The 18,778-nt window shown below is 52.1% G+C and carries 12 protein-coding genes; 2 read left to right on the top strand and 10 right to left on the bottom strand.

The features are described from left to right. Positions 1-17: 17 nt before the first annotated feature. Positions 18-1,226, bottom strand: coding sequence for a glycine C-acetyltransferase (locus ACO6UX_RS19420; RefSeq protein WP_422450011.1), 1,209 nt, complete (start codon positions 1,224-1,226; stop codon positions 18-20). A 463-nt stretch (positions 1,227-1,689) separates the two neighbouring features. Here ACO6UX_RS19420 and ACO6UX_RS19415 point away from each other — a divergent pair, with 463 nt between their 5' ends. Beyond that, complete coding sequence (locus tag ACO6UX_RS19415) at positions 1,690-2,199, top strand: hypothetical protein (protein ID WP_422450010.1); 510 nt, start codon at positions 1,690-1,692, stop codon at positions 2,197-2,199. 269 nt (positions 2,200-2,468) lie between these two features. Here ACO6UX_RS19415 and cysN read toward each other — a convergent pair whose 3' ends face one another. From cysN to ACO6UX_RS19395, 4 genes are all read right to left on the bottom strand, one after another. Continuing rightward, positions 2,469-4,064: a sulfate adenylyltransferase subunit CysN gene (gene cysN, locus ACO6UX_RS19410; RefSeq protein ID WP_422450009.1), complete on the bottom strand. Its 1,596-nt coding sequence runs from the start codon at positions 4,062-4,064 to the stop codon at positions 2,469-2,471. Beyond that, entirely contained in the window at positions 4,064-4,972 is a 909-nt protein-coding gene (gene cysD / locus ACO6UX_RS19405) for a sulfate adenylyltransferase subunit CysD (protein WP_422450008.1), read from the bottom strand. The genes cysN and cysD overlap by 1 nt, the downstream gene beginning before the upstream one ends. A 272-nt stretch (positions 4,973-5,244) precedes the next feature. Next, positions 5,245-6,561: an anaerobic C4-dicarboxylate transporter family protein gene (locus ACO6UX_RS19400; RefSeq protein WP_422450007.1), complete on the bottom strand. Its 1,317-nt coding sequence runs from the start codon at positions 6,559-6,561 to the stop codon at positions 5,245-5,247. A 261-nt stretch (positions 6,562-6,822) separates the two neighbouring features. Beyond that, positions 6,823-7,611, bottom strand: coding sequence for a Nif3-like dinuclear metal center hexameric protein (locus ACO6UX_RS19395; RefSeq protein WP_422450006.1), 789 nt, complete (start codon positions 7,609-7,611; stop codon positions 6,823-6,825). Between the two features lie 92 nt (positions 7,612-7,703). Between ACO6UX_RS19395 and ACO6UX_RS19390 the strand changes: the two genes are divergently transcribed. Continuing rightward, on the top strand, positions 7,704-8,813 hold the full coding sequence (locus ACO6UX_RS19390; protein ID WP_422450005.1) for a S1C family serine protease: 1,110 nt from the start codon (positions 7,704-7,706) through the stop codon (positions 8,811-8,813). 203 nt (positions 8,814-9,016) lie between these two features. Here ACO6UX_RS19390 and ACO6UX_RS19385 read toward each other — a convergent pair whose 3' ends face one another. The 5 genes from ACO6UX_RS19385 to ACO6UX_RS19365 all read right to left on the bottom strand — a co-directional run bounded on the left by ACO6UX_RS19385 (position 9,017) and on the right by ACO6UX_RS19365 (position 18,657). After that, positions 9,017-9,835, bottom strand: a complete 819-nt coding sequence (locus ACO6UX_RS19385) for a hypothetical protein (protein WP_422450004.1) — start codon at positions 9,833-9,835, stop codon at positions 9,017-9,019. 125 nt (positions 9,836-9,960) lie between these two features. Continuing rightward, positions 9,961-11,244, bottom strand: a complete 1,284-nt coding sequence (locus ACO6UX_RS19380) for an ankyrin repeat domain-containing protein (RefSeq protein WP_422450003.1) — start codon at positions 11,242-11,244, stop codon at positions 9,961-9,963. Between the two features lie 4 nt (positions 11,245-11,248). Beyond that, positions 11,249-13,732: an ankyrin repeat domain-containing protein gene (locus ACO6UX_RS19375; RefSeq protein ID WP_422450002.1), complete on the bottom strand. Its 2,484-nt coding sequence runs from the start codon at positions 13,730-13,732 to the stop codon at positions 11,249-11,251. Positions 13,733-13,736: 4 nt separating this feature from the next. Beyond that, complete coding sequence (locus ACO6UX_RS19370) at positions 13,737-16,331, bottom strand: ankyrin repeat domain-containing protein (protein WP_422450001.1); 2,595 nt, start codon at positions 16,329-16,331, stop codon at positions 13,737-13,739. 4 nt (positions 16,332-16,335) lie between these two features. Beyond that, complete coding sequence (locus ACO6UX_RS19365; RefSeq protein ID WP_422450000.1) at positions 16,336-18,657, bottom strand: ankyrin repeat domain-containing protein; 2,322 nt, start codon at positions 18,655-18,657, stop codon at positions 16,336-16,338. Positions 18,658-18,778: the final 121 nt, after the last annotated feature.

Raw genomic sequence — 18,778 nt, 5'->3', positions numbered from 1 at the left:
CAAGCCTTGTGTGTGAATCAGTGGATAACGCCCAACTCTCGACCAACCCTGGCGAAAGCGGCAATGGCTTTGTCCAGGTGCTCTCTGCTGTGGGCAGCGGACATCTGGGTACGAATTCTCGCCTGCCCTTTTGGCACTACCGGGAAGGAGAAACCAACCACGTAAATCCCTTCTTCCAGCATACGGTCGGCAAACTGGCCAGCCAGTGACGCATCACCCAGCATCACCGGTACAATCGGATGATCGGCTCCGGCCAGGGTAAAGCCCAGTCTGGTCATTTCAGCGCGGAAATAGTCGGCATTATCACGTACCTTCCGGCGCAGTTCTGCGCCTTCAGCCAGCATCTCAAACACTTTGATCGAAGCGGCAGCAATGCTGGGTGACAGCGTGTTGGAGAAGAGGTATGGACGGGAACGATTACGCAACCAGTCAATCACTTCCTTTTTACCGGAGGTGTAACCGCCGGAAGCACCACCCAGTGCTTTACCCAGGGTACCGGTGAGAATATCCACACGTCCCATAACATCACAGAACTCAGGAGTACCAACCCCTTTCTCACCAATAAAACCGGTGGCATGACAGTCATCCACCATCACCAGCGCACCGTATTTATCGGCCAGATCGCAGATGCCTTTCAGGTTGGCGATAACCCCATCCATGGAGAATACGCCATCGGTAGCAATCAGTCTGGTTTTGGCACCGGCAGCCTCGGCCGCCTGCAGTTGCGCTTCCAGATCGGCCATATCGTTATTGGCATAGCGGAAACGTTTGGCTTTGGACAGGCGCACACCATCAATAATACTGGCATGGTTGAGCGCATCACTGATAATGGCGTCATCCGGCCCCAGGATGGTTTCAAACAGGCCACCATTGGCATCAAAACAGGAAGGATAGAGAATGGTATCTTCCATGCCCAGGAACCGGGAGATATGAGCTTCCAGATCTTTATGAACGGTTTGGGTACCGCAGATAAAGCGCACGGAAGCCATGCCAAAGCCATATTGATCAAGCCCCTGTTTACCCGCTTCAATCAGCTCCGGTGCATTGGCCAGGCCCAGGTAGTTATTGGCACAGAAGTTAAGCACTTCATCACCGCTCTCACCATTGGAGAGTACTTTGATTTCAGCCTGTTGCTGGGAGCTGATCACCCGTTCACTTTTATAAAGCCCTTCCTGTTTGAGCTCATCCAGCTGCCGGCGCAGCCCTTGATAAAAATCGGCCTTCATTTCGACTCCTGTTCTCGGTAATTTCCAGCATCCCGCCTTTGAGCATCTGCCAGGGGCACAGTTTTCCTGGGAGGCTGTCAGGCCAATGGGGATGTCTTTCTGTCATCAATCAGATCATTGTAGATGATTGGCCTAATAGTGGATCAGCGAGGATTCCCATTGAACCGGCATTTGTACCTATTATCAGGGCTTTTGCCCATTCACCTGATGAATCCGGTGGGTCACTGCTGACCTCTGGTTAAGTGGTTGAAGCAGCGCAGAATTCCAGGGAGAAATCAAAGGCTGCCTGAGAACACCGTACGCAATCAAGGCCGCCATGGCGGCAGTCAATGGTTGGCTGACCGGTCAAAAAAGGCATCCTTCAACAGCATTTCATTGAACCTTTTGGGAAAACAAGGGGTCTAATAAAAATTCAAAAACAAATGGTAACTGATGAACTTCATCACACGGAGTTTCTTGCCACATGGATAATGTACATTCGGCCAGCAGTTGTTTTCTGTGCCGTGGCGCTCGGGCTCCTGATCGCAACGCTGATATGGTCAAATGCGCCCGGGGGCACGCATTCCACCGTAGCTGCCTGATTCAGCGGGATTGCTTCCGGCGTTGCCCCCAGACTGACTGCAACGCCCACATTCCCTGCTTTGTCAAACCACTGGCTGACCGCCTGGCTCGATCATTACTGCCTTATTTGGGCCTGGACGAGCTACTTGATAGAGTGGTCAGGACCGACACCGAGCATACTGGCGTTTCCCCGGAATTTGCCCGGCAATTCGTTTCAGAGTCGGAGATTTTATCGGAGTACCTCCGGCAAATGCTGCCCGAATCGATGAGCTCTGTAACCTTTAGACTGGTGGCTATAATCGCGACCTCCTTAATTACCAATTACCTGTTGCCACCGCTACCAGACTTTTTCGGTTCCCGGGATAATTCTGCCAGTCCTCCCATGGAGGAGGTGTTAGTGCCGAGGGATTAGCGCAGAAAAGCTTTAATACCCGTACACCCCGTTCATCCTGAGCGGAGTCGAAGGGTGCTTGGCACAATCTATCAGAGTTCGGAGTTTCCGCCTTTAGGCCCTTTGGGTCCTTCGACAGGCTCAGGACGAACGGAGTACGGAGGCACGACAATCCGTCAAACTCATTGAAACTATGTACTAATGCATGGTTTCAATGGGTTTGTTGCCGTTCTAACACAGTAGATTTTGATAGGCCTCTCTGTCAGGTGAAGAGAGGCCTGAGGAAAGGTTTATGGAAGAGTCAGAGAGGCCACAATGGTATCCACCACCGAGTCTACAGAAGCATTATCCGCCACCTCATCTTCCGAGGTAATCAAGACGGCCACTTCAGCCTTGAGTAACGCATCTGCCTTGGCAGCCCACTGTTCATCATCACTGCCAATCACCAATGGATAAAACCCACGATCAAACAGCTGTCGTTCAATAATTTTGGCGTGCTGTCCGGCAACTTTGAATACACCGCCTTTCTGACCCAGGCGCTGTTGCCGATGGACTCTGGAGAGTGAATCCTGCCGAGTACGCTCACTGACTCCCCGTACCATACCGGCAGCAACCGTGGCGTTACTGAGCCGGTCAATAACAATAAAGGCACCGGTCTGGCGGTTACGCTGGTAGCTGTCCACAGGTACCGCCCTGGTCAGCCTGAGCTGGCACAGGCCAATTTCATTCAGTGCCAGCTGCTCTGCCGGGTGATGGGCCAGGGAGTTCACATCAACCCGGTGATCAACCCCGGCAAAACTGCCCGGAACCTTGTCGGCAGAAAACTTGATCTGATACTGCCTGCCGGGGCTCATGGGCTGTTCCGCCATCCACACCAGATCCACATCCAGATCAGCAGCCACCTGAACACTGCTGTCCCGGCGCACCAGCATATCACCACGGCTGATATCAATTTCATCGGTCAGGGTCAGGGTAACCGCCTGACCCGCATGGGCTTCTGGCAGATCACCATCCCAGGTCACAATGCGGGCAATGGTGCTCACCTGACCCGAGGGTAGTACCTTGATCTGATCGCCGGGCTTAATCTTGCCTGAAGCCAGCGTTCCTGAAAAACCACGAAAATCCAGGTTAGGGCGATTCACATATTGAATCGGGAAGCGGAAGTCATTCAGGTTACGGTCCCGGGCGATCTCGACATTTTCCAACACGTCCATCAGCGTACTGTCACGATACCAGGACATCCGTTCGCTGCGGTGTACCACATTGTCGCCCTCCAGCGCCGACATGGGCACAAACTGGATATCACCCAATTGCAACGGTTCTGCAAAATCAAGGTATTGGTTACGAATCTCTTCAAACCGAGCCTTGCTGAAATCCACCAGATCCATCTTATTGATGGCCACGACAATATGCTTTATGCCCAGCAAGCTGGCTATGTAGGTATGCCGCCGGGTCTGGGTCAGCACACCCTGACGGGCATCAATCAAAATAATCGCCAGATCACAGGTGGAAGCACCGGTGGCCATATTTCGGGTGTACTGCTCATGCCCGGGCGTATCGGCAATGATGTACTTACGTTTTTCGGTGGAAAAATAGCGGTAGGCCACATCAATGGTAATGCCCTGCTCACGTTCTGCCTGCAGACCATCCACCAGCAGCGCCAGATCCAGTTTTTCCCCCTGGGTACCTACTCGTTTACTGTCGTTTTCTACGGCAGCCAGCTGATCTTCATAAATCATGCTGGTGTCGTGTAAAAGACGGCCAATCAGGGTGCTTTTACCATCATCAACACTGCCACAGGTGAGAAAACGCAGCATCTCTTTCTGTTCATGACGGTTCAGGTACTCTTCGATATCGGTGGCAATAAGTTCAGATTGGTGTGACATCAGAAATACCCTTCCTGCTTTTTCTTTTCCATGGAGCCGGCACTGTCATGGTCGATCACCCGGCCCTGTCGCTCAGAGGTTCTGGTCAGGAGCATCTCCTGAATCACGTCGGTCAGTGTATCGGCTTCAGATTCTACGGCACCGGTCAGCGGGTAGCATCCCAGGGTTCTGAAGCGTACTTTTCGTAACTGGGGTTCTTCACCCGGTTGCAACGGCATCCGCTCATCGTCCACCATAATCAGGTTGCCATCACGCTCCACCACCGGGCGTTCTTTGGCAAGATACAGTGGCACAATAGGGATCTTTTCCAGATGGATATACTGCCAGATATCGAGTTCCGTCCAGTTTGACAGCGGGAACACGCGAATACTCTCGCCCTTCTCAACCTGGCTATTGTAGATATTCCAAAGTTCCGGTCTCTGGTTTTTCGGATCCCAGCGATGGTTTTTGTCGCGAAAAGAGTAAACCCGCTCTTTCGCCCTGGATTTTTCTTCATCCCGACGGGCACCACCAAACGCAGCATCAAAGCCGTATTTATCCAATGCCTGCTTGAGTGCCTGGGTCTTCATCACATCGGTATGTTTTGCGCTGCCATGGGTAAATGGCCCGACGCCCTGCGCCAGACCTTCCGGATTGGTATGCACCAGCAGCTCAAGACCCAGTCTTTGTGCCAGCTGATCCCGGAACTCAATCATTTCCCGGAATTTCCAGGTGGTATCTACGTGTAATAAAGGAAAGGGCGGTTTACCCGGGTAAAACGCTTTCATGGCCAGATGCAGCATCACGGCAGAATCTTTGCCAATAGAGTAAAGCATGACAGGGTTTTCAAACTCAGCAGCCACTTCCCGGATGATATGGATGCTTTCCGCTTCCAGCTGTTTTAGATGATTGAAGTCTTGATCCGACATGCATTTCGACCTAAAGCGAAGTTATTGTTGTGCTCTAAGTGAAATACTATCAGTGAAAATAGAATAATAAATTCAAAATATATATTGTTTTTATATATAAATATATCGCTTGCTGATTCTCCCTGAATTCAGTGGCGAACCCGTCAGCTAAACGCTAAACCCACAGTCGATACTCAAAGATGGTTCGGCGTATCAGGGCATCCGGATACGCCGGGCCTGCAACAAAACGTCAGCAGGCCCTTAAACTCCGCTCTATCAATGCGCCATTATCTTTACAGCACAATACTGCTGAACACAAAACCGGCAATCACAGAGAACACAATCGCCATCAGTCCTGGCAGCATAAAACTGTGGTTGAACACATACTTGCCAATGCGGGTCGTGCCAGTGCTGTCAAAGTCGATAGAGGCAATGATCGGACCGTAGTTAGGTACAAAGAAGTAACCGTTAACCGCCGGGAACATAGCGACCAGAGAGGCTACTGGCAAACCAAGAGCCACACCCAGAGGCATCAGTGTCGACGTAGTCGCGCCCTGGCTGTTAACCATCACAGAGAGAATAAACAGTGCGATGGCAAATGCCCATGGAGCACTGTGAACCAGATCAGAGATACCGCCTTTGAGCAGCACATCGTGGGCAGCGAAAAAGCTGTCCCCCAGCCAGGCAATACCGAAGATAGCAATAATTGCACGCATACCGGAGAGGAATACATCACCACGGCTTGCTTCACCAACATCAGCTTTACCCAGCCATACAATCAGTGCGGATACCACCAGCATGATGATTTCAATGGTGTGCGCCATGGACATGGCAGAGCCATTGAACTGAGGACGTATAGCAGGAATAGCCCCCATCACCACCACCATAACGGCACCTGACAGGAACAGCAGAACGGAGGTCTTCGCACCTGGCTTCAGTTCAGCAACAGAAACCGTGGTGGTTTCTTCCATCTTGCGTCGAAACTCCGGGTCTTGCATACGGCGCTGAAATTCAGGGTCATCCTTCAGCTCTTTACCCAGCTTATTGGTCACCAGAGCAGCGAGGAACAGGCCAACCATCGTTGCTGGAATCGTGGTGCCCAGAATCTGTCCCAGGGTAATGTCATACTTTGTCGACATAATAGTCAGCATGGCAACGGTGGCTGCGGCAATCGGGCTGGCCACAATACCCACCTGAGAAGCGATTACCGCGATGGACATAGGACGCTCCGGGCGAACACCCGTACGGCGGGCAACTTCGGCAATAACCGGCAGCACAGAGTAAGCGACGTGACCGGTACCGGCAAACATGGTGAAAAAGTAAGTCACCGCCGGTGCAATAAAGGTAATACGCTTTGGATTTCTTCTGAGAATACGTTCAGCCACCTGTACCAGGTAGTCCATACCACCGGCCGCCTGCATACAGGCGGCAGCAGAAATCACAGCCAGAATCATCAGCATTACATCAATCGGAGGGGAGGTCGGCTGAATACCGAACACAAAAGAGAGAATGGCAAGACCCACCCCCCCCATTAAACCAAGACCGATTCCCCCGATACGTGCACCAACCAGGATGCACAGAATCACTATGGCCAACTGTAGCCAGATCATAATTACCCCCCAACAACACGACGGTGCTGTCCAAAACGACAAGACAAAACTGCCTCGTGCTGTGGCCACTCAGGCTTAACAGCGAGGCAGAAGAAAAAGCGAGGACAAGTGTACGAGAGTTATTTTTTATACAGATTGACTTACAGCAACAATTTCAACGGCGTTTAAATAATTAATGAATGTGCTATTTCAACTGTAATCAAAGAAGAACAAGCCACCTGTTTTTTCTAACAACACGGCACAAAATTAATAAAAGAAAATTTATACCGGAGAATCGATATCAACAAACTCATGCTCAATGCCTGTTTCCTCATGCAGCCAGCGAGCCAGTGCCTGAACCCCATAACGTTCGGTAGCATGATGACCGGCGCTGATATAGTGAATGCCATTTTCCCTGGCAAAATGCACCGTTGACTCAGAAATCTCACCGCTGACAAAAGCATCCACCCCCAGGTTAAGAGCCTTATCAATCATGCTTTGAGCGGCTCCGGTACACCAGGCAATGGTTTTTATGGGGTGGTTTCCTCCGGCAATCACCAGTGGATCACGCCCCAGCTTGCCGGAAATGTCCTGGCTCAACTCATCCAGCGACAGCTTTCGCCCTGTTGTGCCCCAGTTTCCCACCGGCAATTTGGCTCCCGGCTCCATGCCACCTACGACATCCCACCCCATCAAGCGGGCAAGCTCTGCGTTATTGCCAAACACCGGATGGGCATCCAGTGGCAAATGATAGGCCACCAGGCTGATATGGTTCGCCAGCAGCGTTTCGATGCGCCGACGTTTGCTGCCGGTAATCACCGCGTCTTCACCACGCCAGAAATAGCCATGATGAACCAGAATGGCATCGGCCTTCAGTTCAATGGCCCGGTCAATCAGCGCCTGACAGGCCGTGACCCCCGTGACTATTTTCTTTATTGGCGTGTCCGCTGCCGGGCTGGCATCGACCTGAATACCATTGGGACAGTAATCTTTAAACAGACCAGGCTGTAACTCCTGATCCAGTAATGTCACCATTTCTTTTAAGGTCATATCTTGTGATGTGGGCACCATTGGTTCTCTCCATCCTTACATCGCTGTATATTAAGAATCGTATTTTGTTGGTCTCATTATAATCACATAACGGCAATTCCCATGGGCTGCGAATGAAAAAACTGCTTAAGTCGGTGGGCTTACCCATCCTGATCGGGCTATTCACCGCGATCACAGTACTGCTGATCAGGCCTGAGTTCGGTGGTATTTCAGAAAAATCCCGCAACCGCTTTATTGAACAATCCTCCAGAGTGTTCAATGTCACCGGGCAGGTTTCCTACAGTGATGCCGTGAAAAAGGCTGCACCGGCTGTGGTCAGTATCTCTACCAACAGCCTGTCACAGCGTGGTGACAGCAACCTGCCACTGCCCCAGAGAACCCATGCCCGCAGCACCCCGGAAGGTTCCGGCGTTATTGTTGATCCTGAAGGTTTTATCCTGACCAACCACCATGTGATTCAAAATGCGGCCAGGCTGATGATTACCCTGCGCGATGGCCGGGAAGTCAAAGCCCGCATTATTGGCACCGACCCGGAAAGCGATCTTGCCGTGCTGAAAGTCAACCTGAAGGATTTGCCTTACCTGGATCTGGTGGACTCTGGCAGCGCAGAAATTGGTGATGTAGTGCTGGCCATTGGCAACCCATTCGGACTGGGACAGACGGTAACCATGGGCATTATCAGCGCCACCGGCCGGAATGACCTGCAACTGAATACCTATGAAGACTTTATCCAGACCGATGCCGCCATCAATATCGGCAACTCCGGTGGTGCCCTGGTCAATGCCTATGGTGATCTGATTGGCATCAGTACACTATTGTTTTCCCGTGGTGGGGGCAGTGAAGGGGTTGGCTTTGTGATTCCCTCCAATATGGCCCGCTTTGTTATGGATTCCATCATTAAATATGGCCGGGTGATTCGGGGCTGGCTGGGTATTGAATCACAGCCACTGAGCTCGGCACTGGCAGAAGCCTACGGTGTCAGCACAAAAGTTGGGATTTTGATTACCGGGGTTTATGAAGATGGTCCTGCCGACCGGGCGGGTTTGCGACGTGGCGATATTCTTACCGGCATCAATGGCCAGAGCACCCGGGATGGCCGCAAGGTAATGAATATGGTGGCCCGTATTCCACCGGGCCAACAGATGACCATGCAGGTGTTGAGGGATGGCGAAGCAATTGAGTTAACCGCACAGGCAACGACAAGGCCAACTATTGTTAACTGAATGCAATGCACTCGTGCATGGTTTCAATGAGTTTGACGTGTACAATCTCCGTTCACCCTGAGCGGAGTCGAAGGGTGCTTGGCACGATCTATCAGAGTCCGGAGTTTCCGCCCTTCGATGCTTCGACAAGCTCAGCACTCAGGACGAACGGAGTGCGGAGGCATGACAACCCGTCAAACTCATTGAAACCATGTACCAGGAGCCTAATTATTATGAAAATTCGAGCCACCCATGAAATTAGCCATATTGCCAGAGGGGCGAACATCCTGACCATTGGGGCCATCGTTTGAAAAAGGGTCAACGTTTTGCATTCGCCAGCATCCCTGAGCCCCGGATTGTGGCTTGGTCTGGTCTTTTTTGGAATAGATAGCCTTATAATACGATGTCAGGTTAATCCCATGGGCGTACACAGGTTTCTTACTATCCAGTGTTCTGTACTTCACCTCACTCGAACCCAATCTTCTGGTACGGATCTCAAGCGTTGAATTGCTAATCACTTCAAGGGGGTGATTCTGGTGTTCGGAGCAAAAAACATATTCCAGGCGTTGCTGCTTAAAACCCGGTTTTAATGGCACATAAGGGTCTTTTGGTTTACATCCCTCGCCTGGAGTGACTGGGTAAAAGGTTGTGATAACGGCATAATGACCTTCTGATACTTTGGATGCATCTGCTTTAAATGCTGCTCCTGCTTTTGAGCCAAGCTTACTTGCTACTAATTCCGCTTCCTTGCTGGGATTATGAACAGAAAAGAGGCGGACGTAGCAGTCACAATCTGTAATCTTGACCAATTTTCCATCACGCGAAAAACTTTCAATCTGGGATACGTTTGGGGTTTTATCTGCGTGTGTTAAATAGAGGTCATTTTGCGTGAAGACAGTCAGGGTGCGAGTTTTACCGACGCCTGTCAAAACAAATGACCTGGTATCTTTTGGATTTAATGGAGAATTACGGATGAGCTTGAGAAATTCATTATGTGTTGTACCAATGGAAATGGTTGGCATGCTGCCACTGCTTGCGTTCATAATAATATCTCCCTGATTGGGAACCGTTAAAAGAATTCGTTCTACGCCAACAATCCAGTTAGCTGTTTAAATATAAGACTTCCAATTCAGGCAAAAGTTCAAACATCATCCTTGAAAAACACCGGTTAAATTTTCAGCGGGTGGTAGACAAAAGCTTTTAAGGAATCCTTCAGTGGCAGACAGTCAGAGTCTGTTGACAGCACTTCTGCCAATAATATCCGATTTTGCACCAGGCGTTGACGAATACAGGTTCGGGCACAGGCTTGCAGCGATCCGGGTTGATAAACGGGTATATGATTACGCAGGGAATCGATGATTTCGGGGTCAGCTCTTCCAGCTTCAGCACTCTTCAGAGCTGTCCAGCCCAGCTGGTTACGCACACCGGGATCGGCACCATTATCCACCAGAATCCTGACCAATTCCGGGCTTTGATTTGCTATCCCCAGATGCAGCGGGGTATCGCCATCTTCACCACGGGCATTGGGGTCAGCGCCGTTAGCCAGTAAGAGCTTGAGCAGCTGGACAGCGCAGCCATCATCTCTGTTTACCACAAAATTCAGCGTGGTCTGGCCAGAATTGCTGCAAGTATTGGGGTCAGCACCGTTAGCCAGCATCAGCCTGACTTCAGCAACAGGTCGCAGTTTTTCTACCAGACAGTTCAAGGTGGTTCGGCCAGAGCTGTTGCACAGGTCGGGATCGGGGTTGGCACCGTGATTCAACAGGGTATGGACAATATCGGTGTGTTGTTTGGATACTGCCTTGTAAAGTGGGTTCAGGGTCCAGACGCCAAACGTGTCGGGGTTGGCACTGTGAGCCAGCAACTGGTCAACTATTTTGCACGCCCCTTGTTCCGCCGCTTTATTAAGTGGGGTAAAACCGAACTGGTCTGGAATATCGGGGTCAGCACCGTGCTCCAACAGAGTACTTACGGCCGAAAGATTGCCACAGATAACGGCACATTGCAGCGGGGTACGGTTCAGTGCAGTCACGGCATTAAGGTCGGCACCGTGATTCAGCAGGCAATTCAGGAGCATCGCGGTCTGATCGTTGCTGTTCCTTGTAGCAAAATGCAACGCAGTAAAGTGGCCGCTGTCACAGGTTTTCGGGTCTGCTCCCCGGTGCAGCAAGGCTTTGACCCTATCATAATTGCCATGCCAGGCAGCATCCAGCAGCTGGTCATTAAGGGCTGGCGGGTCATTATATTTAACGACTAATGTCGTTTTGTAGTCCATCGATAACGGTACTCTTCGTTTACTTGCCGAAGCGGCTGCAAATCCCGGATTGTGGTCTGCTGAGGTGCCCGGCTGCTGCAGAGACAGCAAAGGCGTTGCAGGTAAACTGCCGGTCGGTTCCTCTGGCTGGTCGCTGCCAATCCAGGGATACAGACATTGTCTGATACTTGCGAACATTTCGTTAAAACGTCAGTGGGTTGGACACAAATTTTTTCAACGGATTTGGCAACGGCAAACGTTGAGTTACCAGTGACAGCGGTTTTGCCCGGTTTTTTTTCGGAGTCATCTGTGGCTGCACCCGGGTTGCACGCATACAGTTTCGGGCACAAACTTTGGTCGCCCCGGGTTTAAAGGGCTCACGCAGGGCATCAATGATGTGCACAGGTGCCCCTGTAGCGAGGGCAGCCTCCAGGGCGGTCTGGCCTGACTGGTTGCGAATATCAGGATTGGCACCATGGGCCAGCAGCATGTCAACGCAGGTTGAGTTGCTTTTCTTTATCGCCAGATGCAGCGGGGTTTCGCCCTTTTGGCTCGCCTTGTCGGGATTGGCACCGTGAGCCAGCAAATCGTCAACCATGTTGGTGCGCCCGTTAAATACTGCATGATCCAGCGCGGTACTACCGTCATTATCAGGAATATTGGGATCGGCACCTTCGCCCAGTAGGATGTTAACGGTCAAAAGTGAAAATACGCCACCAATGACAGCATTGCACAGCGGGGTGTGTCCCATACTATTACGGGCATTAATATCGGCACCGTGATCCAGCAGGCACTTCAGGAGCATGACGGTCTGATTGTCTGGTTTCGATCCGGCCCAGTGCAGCGCCGTCCAGTGAGCGAGGTCATGGACTTGCGGATCAGCCTCGTGATCCAGCAAGGCCTTGCAGACATCATAACTGCCTTTTTTGGCAGCCATAAGCAGAGGTATGAACTCTTCATTCGTCAACGGATCGATAGTGGCGACATTGGGGTCAATCCCTCTGTCCAGCAGTGTCTTGAGACATTCGTGCACTCTGTAGGAGTCCCTGAACCAGAAAAGCGGGTAGCGGCCTTGCTGGTCACAGAGGTTGGGATTGATTCCCTGCTCCTCCAGCAGGTTCAGCAGATCGTAGAGGGCTGACAGATCACCTTTCTTTCCTTTCCTGATTGCTACTGCCAGTTGATCACCCAAATCACCCAAATCGAGGTCAGACGTCGATGGATGTATGTTCCCGTTACCCGGGGAAGCCAGCGTACGTGCTGAAATATTTCCTTCGCTGGCAACGGGTTGCAAAAGAGAAGGTACTGGCTGTGCGTGCCAACCCTCGGCCGTTGCCGCCGAATTGGCCGTGTCATCCGGGGATAAACAGGGTCTGATGTTTGCGTACGTTTCGTTAAGAGCCAGCGGTTTGGACACAAATTTTGTCAAAGGATCTGACAACGACAGGCGTTGAGATTTTATCGACAGCGGTTTTGTCCGAGTTTTTTTCAGGATCATCCGGGGCCGCAGCAGGGTTGCACGAATACAGTTTCGAGTACAAATCTGCAGCGACAAGGGTCTAAAGGGCTCACGCAGGGTATCAATGATGCCAGGAGGTGAACCTTTAACCAAGGCAAACTCCAGGGCGGTCTGGCCAGACGAATTGCGAATATTGGGATTGGCACCATGGGCCAGCAGCATATCAACACAGGTTGAGTTGCTTTTCTTTATCGCCAGATGCAGCGGGGTATAGCCCTTTTTGCTCGCCTTGTCAGGGTTGGCGCCGTATTCAAGGAGCATATCCACAATGTCGTCTGTGTATTGCCTGCGTAATGCCACGCAAAGTGAGTTGCTCACCCCGTAGCTGTGAATACTGCCTGGCGTATCAGGATTGGCACCATGAGCCAGCAAGTCGTCGACAATGTTATCGCACCTGTTAAAGACTGCATGGTCCAGCGCGGTTTTACCATCTATATCAGGAATATTGGGATCGGCACCTTCGCCCAGCAGGATGTTAACAGTCAGAAGTTCCCTGTGAAGGACGGCAATGCACAGCGGGGTGTCCCCAACATCATTACGGGCATTAATATCGATACCGTGATCCAGCAGACACTTCACGAGCATGACGCTCTGTTCGCTTACATGCCGTGCGGCAAAGTGCAGCGCCGTCCAATTAGCGCCGTCACGGGCTTGCGGATCCGCTCCGTGGTCCAGCAAGGCCTTGCTGATCTCATAACTGCCCTGTTCGGCAGCCAGAAGCAGAGGTATGCAATTTTTATTAGACAACCGGTCGATAGTGGCGAAATTGGGGTCAATCCCCCTGGTCAGCAGGGTCTTGAGGACATTTGACACTCCGCTGTATTGGTAACTGATCCAATAGAGCGGGTGGCGGCCTTGCTGGTCGCAGAGATTAGGGTCAATCCCCCGTTCCTCCAGCAGATTCAGCAGGTTGTCTACGGCTTTGTGGTCACCCTCCCTGGTGGCTGCTACCAGTTGATTGCCCAAATCAACCAAATCGAGACCAGACGTCGATGGATGCATGCTCCCATTGCCCGGGGAAGCACCCCCACGTGCTGAACTATTTTCTGCACTGGCAACGGGTTGCTGGAGAGAAGGTACTGGCTGTGCGTGGGAACCCTCGGCCGTTTCCTCCGGATTGGCAGTGTCATCCCGGGAAGATGAACATTGTCTGATGCTTGAGAACATTTCGTTAAAGAGTCAGTGGGTTGGACACAAATTTTGTAAAGGTATTTGGCAACGACAGGTGTTGAGATGCTATTGACAGCGGTTTTGCCCGTTTTTTTTTCTGGGTCATCTGTGGCCGCATCAGGGTGGCACGAATACAGTTTCGGGCACAAACTTTCAGCGACCCGGGTTTAAAGGGCTCACGCAGGGCACCAATGATGCGAGGAGGTGACCCTGCAACTACGGCAATCTGCAGGGCGGTCTGGCCTGACTGGTTGCGAATATTGGGATTGGCACCATGGGCCAGCAGCATGTCAACACAGCTTGCGTTGCTTTTCTCTATCGCCATATGCAGCGGGGGATCACCCTTAATGCCCGCCTTATTGGGATTGGCACCGTAAGCAAGGAGCATATCCACAATGTCGTCTGTGTATTGCTTACTTAATGCCATGCAAAGTGAGTTACTCCACCCGCAGCTGGAGGTGTCGCCGGGCGTATCAGGATTGGCACCGTGAGCCAGCAAATCGTCAACCATGTTGGTGCGCTCGTTAAAAACGGCATGGTCCAGCGCGGTACTACCCTCATTATCAGGAATATTGGGATCGGCACCTTCGCCCAGCAGAGTGTTAACGGCCAAAAGTGAAAGTGAAAATACGTCACCAATGACGGCATTGCACAGCGGGGTGCGTCCCATACTATTACGGGCATTAATATCAACACCGTGATCCAGCAGGCACTTCAGGAGCATGACGGTCTGATAGCCTGGTTCCGATGTGGCCCAGTGCAGCGCCGTCCAATTAGCGAGGTCATGGACTTGCGGGTCAGCCCCGTGATCCAGCAAGGCCTTGCAGACCTCATAACTGCCTTTTTTGGCAGCCAGAAGCAGAGGTATGTTCGCTTCATCAGTCAACGGATCGATAGTGGCGATATTGGGGTCAATCCCTCTGTCCAGCAGTGTCTTGAGACATTTGTGCACTCTGTATGAGTCCCTGAACCAAAAAAGCGGGTAGTAGCCTTGCTGGTCGCAGAGATTGGGGGCAATCCCCCGCTTCTCCAGCAGGTTCAGCAGGTTGTCGAGGGCTGGCAGGTCTCCCTTCCTGATTGCCGCTGCCAGTTGATTGCCCAAATCACCCAAATCGAGATCAGACGCTGATGGACGTATGCTTCCGTTGCCCGGGGAAGCCACCGCACGTGCTGAAATATTTTCTGCGCTGACAACAGGTTGCTGGAGAGAGGGTACTGCCCGTGCGTGGGAACCCTCGGCCGTTTCCTGCGGATTGACAGAGTCATCCCAGGGAAATAAACATTGTCTGATGCTTGAGTACATTTCTTTAAAAGTCAGTGGGTTGGACACAAATTTCTTCAAGGGTTCTGACAACAGCAGGTGTTGAGATGCTATTAACAGCGGTTTTGCCCGGTTTTTTTTCGGGATCATCCGAGGCCGCATCAGGGTTGCACGAATACAGTTTCGGGCACAAATCTGCAGCGACCCGGGTTTAAAGGGCTCACGCAGGGCATCAATGATGCGAGATGGTGCCCCTGCAACGACGGCAACCTCCAGGGCGGTCTGGCCTGACTGGTTGCGAATATTGGGATTGGCTCCATGGGCCAGCAGCTTGTCAACACAGCTTGCGTTGCTTTTCTCTATCGCCAGATGCAGCGGGGTATCGCCCTTTTTGCTCGCCTTGTTGGGGTTGGCACCGTAAGCAAGGAGCATATCCACAATGTCGTCTGTGTATTGCATACTTAATGCTATGCACAGTGCGTTGCTCCACCCGTAGCTGTGGATGGCACCGGGCGTATCAGGATTGGCACCGTGAGCCAGCAAGTCGTCGACCATGTTGGTGTACCCTTTAGAGACTGCATAGTCTAGCGCGGTACTACCGTCATTATCAGGAATATTGGGATCGGCACCTTCGCTCAGCAGGGTGTTAACGACCGGAAGTTCGCCGCGAAGGATGGCAGTGCACAGCGGGGTGTGTCCCCGATTATTACGGGCATTAATATCGACACCGTGATCCAGCAGGCACTTCAGGAGCATGACGCTTTGTATCTTGTATTCCCATGTGGCCCAGTGCAGCGCCGTCCAATTTGCGCCATCACGGGCTTGCGGATCAGCTCCGTATTCCAGCAAGACCTTGCTGACCTCATAACTGCCTTTACGGGCGGCACAAAGTAGAGGTATGTTCTTTTTTTCATTCCACTGATCAATGTTGCAAAGATTGGGGTTCGCCCCCCTGTCCAGCAGGGTCTTGAGAATTCTGTTATCTTCGCCCACGGCACTGGCCCAATAAAGCGGGTAGTAGCCTTGCCGGTCGCAGAGATCGGGGTCAATCCCCAGATCCTGCACCAGATTCAGCAGGTTATTGACGGCTGGCAGGTCTTGTTCCAGGATTGCCAGTGCCAGTTGATTGCCCAAGCCCCGCAAATCGACATCAGACGTCAGTGGATGTAAGCTCCCGTTGCCGGGGGATGCCACCGCTCGTGCTGAAATATTTTCTGCACTGGCAACGGGTTGCTGGAGAGAAGGTAATGGCTGTGCTTGGGAACCCTCGGCCGTTTCCTCCGGATTGCCAGTGTCATCCCGGGAAGATGAACATTGTCTGATGCTTGAGAACATTTCGTTAAAACGTCAGTGGGTTAGAAACAAATTTTTTCAACGTATTTGGCAACGGCAAACGTTGAGTTACCAGTGACAGCGGTTTTGCCCGAGTTTTTTTCAGAGTCATCTGCGGCTGCACCCGGGTTGCAAGAATACAGTTTCGGGCACAAACTTTCGTCGCCCCGGGTTTAAAGGGCTCACGCAGGGCATCAGTGATGTGTACAGATGCCCCTGTAGCGAGGGCAGCCTCCAGGGCGGTCTGGCCTGACTGGTTGCGAATATCAGGATTGGCACCATGAGCCAGCAAGTCGTCGACCATGTTGGCGCACCTGTTAAAGACTGCATAGTCCAGTGCGGTTTTACCATCTTTATCAGGAATATTAGGATCGGCACCTTCGCCCAGCAGGATGTTAACGTTCATAAGTTCCTTACGAAGGACCGCAATGCACAGCGGGGTGTGCCCATCATGATTACGGGCATTAATATCGGCACCGTGATCCAGCAGGCACTTCAGGAGCATGACTTTCTGTTCGCTAAATCGCCGTGCGGCAAAGTGCAGCACCGTCCACCCACAGTCATGGGCTTGCAGATCAGCCCCGTGGTCCAGCAAGGCCTTGCTGATCACATAACTGCCATCTTCGGCGGCCAGAAGCAGAGGTATGTACTCTCTATTAGTCAATGGGTCGAAAGTGGCGAAATTGGGGTCAACCCCCCTGGTCAGCAGGGTCTTGATGACATTTGCCACTCTGTTGAATCGGTCACTGATACCATAGAGCGGGTGGTGGCCTTGCCGGTCACAGAGATTGGGGTCAATCCCCCGCTCCTCCAGCAGGTCCAGCAGGTTGTCCACGATTTCCCGGTCACCATCACTGGTTGCTGCTACCAGTTGATCAACCAAATCAAGATCAGACGTCGATGGATGCATGCTCCCGTTGCCTGGGGAAGCAACCCCATGTGCTGAAATATTTTCTGCGCTGGCAAAAGGTTGCTGGAGAGAAGTTACTGGCTGTGTGTGGGGATCCCCGGCCGTTTCCTCCGGATTGGCGGCGTCAGGTGAACATTGTCTGATGCTTGAGTCCATTTCTGTCAAAGGATCTGCTGACGGCAGGTGTTGAGATTCTTTTGACAGCGGTTTTATCCGGTTTTTTTTCTGGGTCATCCGGGGCCGCATCAGGGTTGCACGAATACAGCGTCGGGCACAAAACTGCAGCGACCCCGGTTTAAAGGGCTCACGCAGGGCATCAATGATGCGCGGAGGTGACCCTGTAACGAGGGCAGCCTCTAGGGCGGTCTGGCCTGACTGGTTGCGAATATTGGGATTGGCACCATGGGCCAGCAGCTTGTCAACACCGGTTGCGTTGCTTTTCTCTATCGCCAGATGCAGCGGGGTATCGCCCTCTTTGCTCGCCCTGTTGGGGTTGGCACCGTAAGCAAGGAGCATATCCACAATGTCGTCTCTGTATTGCTTACTTAATGCCATGCACAGTGCGTTGCTTCTCCCATCGCTGTCGATGCCGCCGGGCGTATCAGGATTGGCACCATGAGCCAGCAAGTCGTCAACCATATTGGTGCTCATGCCCAAGACTGCACTGTCTAGCGCGGTACGACCGTAATTATCAGGAATATTGGGATCGGCACCTTCGCTCAGCAGGATGTTAACGGCCAGAAGAGTGTCACGAATGACGGCATTGAGCAGCGGGGTGCGTCCCATACTATTACGGGCATTAATATCAGCACCGTGATCCAGCAGGCACTTCATGAGCATGATGCTCTGTTTGCCGAAGTTCCGTGTGGCCCAGTGCAGTGCCGTCCAATCAGAGCCGTCACGGGCTTGCGGATCAGCTCCGTATTCCAGCAAGACCTTGCTGACCTCATAACTGCCGCTTTCGGCGGCACAAAGCAGAGGTATGTTCTTTCTTCCATTCCACGGGTCAATGTTGCAGAGATTGGGGTTCGTTCCCCTGTCCAGCAGGGTCTTGAGAATTCTGTCAGCGCTGCCCCAGCGACTGGCCCAATAAAGCGGATAGTAGCCTTGCCGGTCGCAGAGATTGGGGTCAATCCCCAGATCCTGCACCAGGTTCAGCAGGTCGTTGACGGCTGCCAGATCTCGCTTCCTGATTGCCGCTGCCAGTTGATCTCCCAGGCCCCGCAAATCGAAATCAAACGTCAGTGGACGTAAGATCCCGTTATCTGGGGAAGCCACCCCACGTGCTGAACTATTTTCTGCGCTGGCAACAGGTTGCTGGATAGCAGGCGATGGCTGTGCATTGGAACTCCCGGTCCCTTCCTCCGGATTATCAGTATCATCCCAGGGTAATAAACACTGTCTGATATCTGGGCTCATGTCTGTCCGTCGCTGGAAAGTCCCAAAGGGGGAGGTTGATACCTGCCTTTTCGTTACTGAATCCGGCGTTTCATCATTTTAAGAGACAAATGACGAATAGAGGCTAGTTCAAAAGGCCCGT

It is taken from the genome of Endozoicomonas sp. ALB091, assembly GCF_049310265.1.
GTDB lineage: Bacteria > Pseudomonadota > Gammaproteobacteria > Pseudomonadales > Endozoicomonadaceae > Endozoicomonas.
Note: the sequence above shows the minus strand (reverse complement) of the source record. Positions and strands in the feature narration are given on the sequence as shown.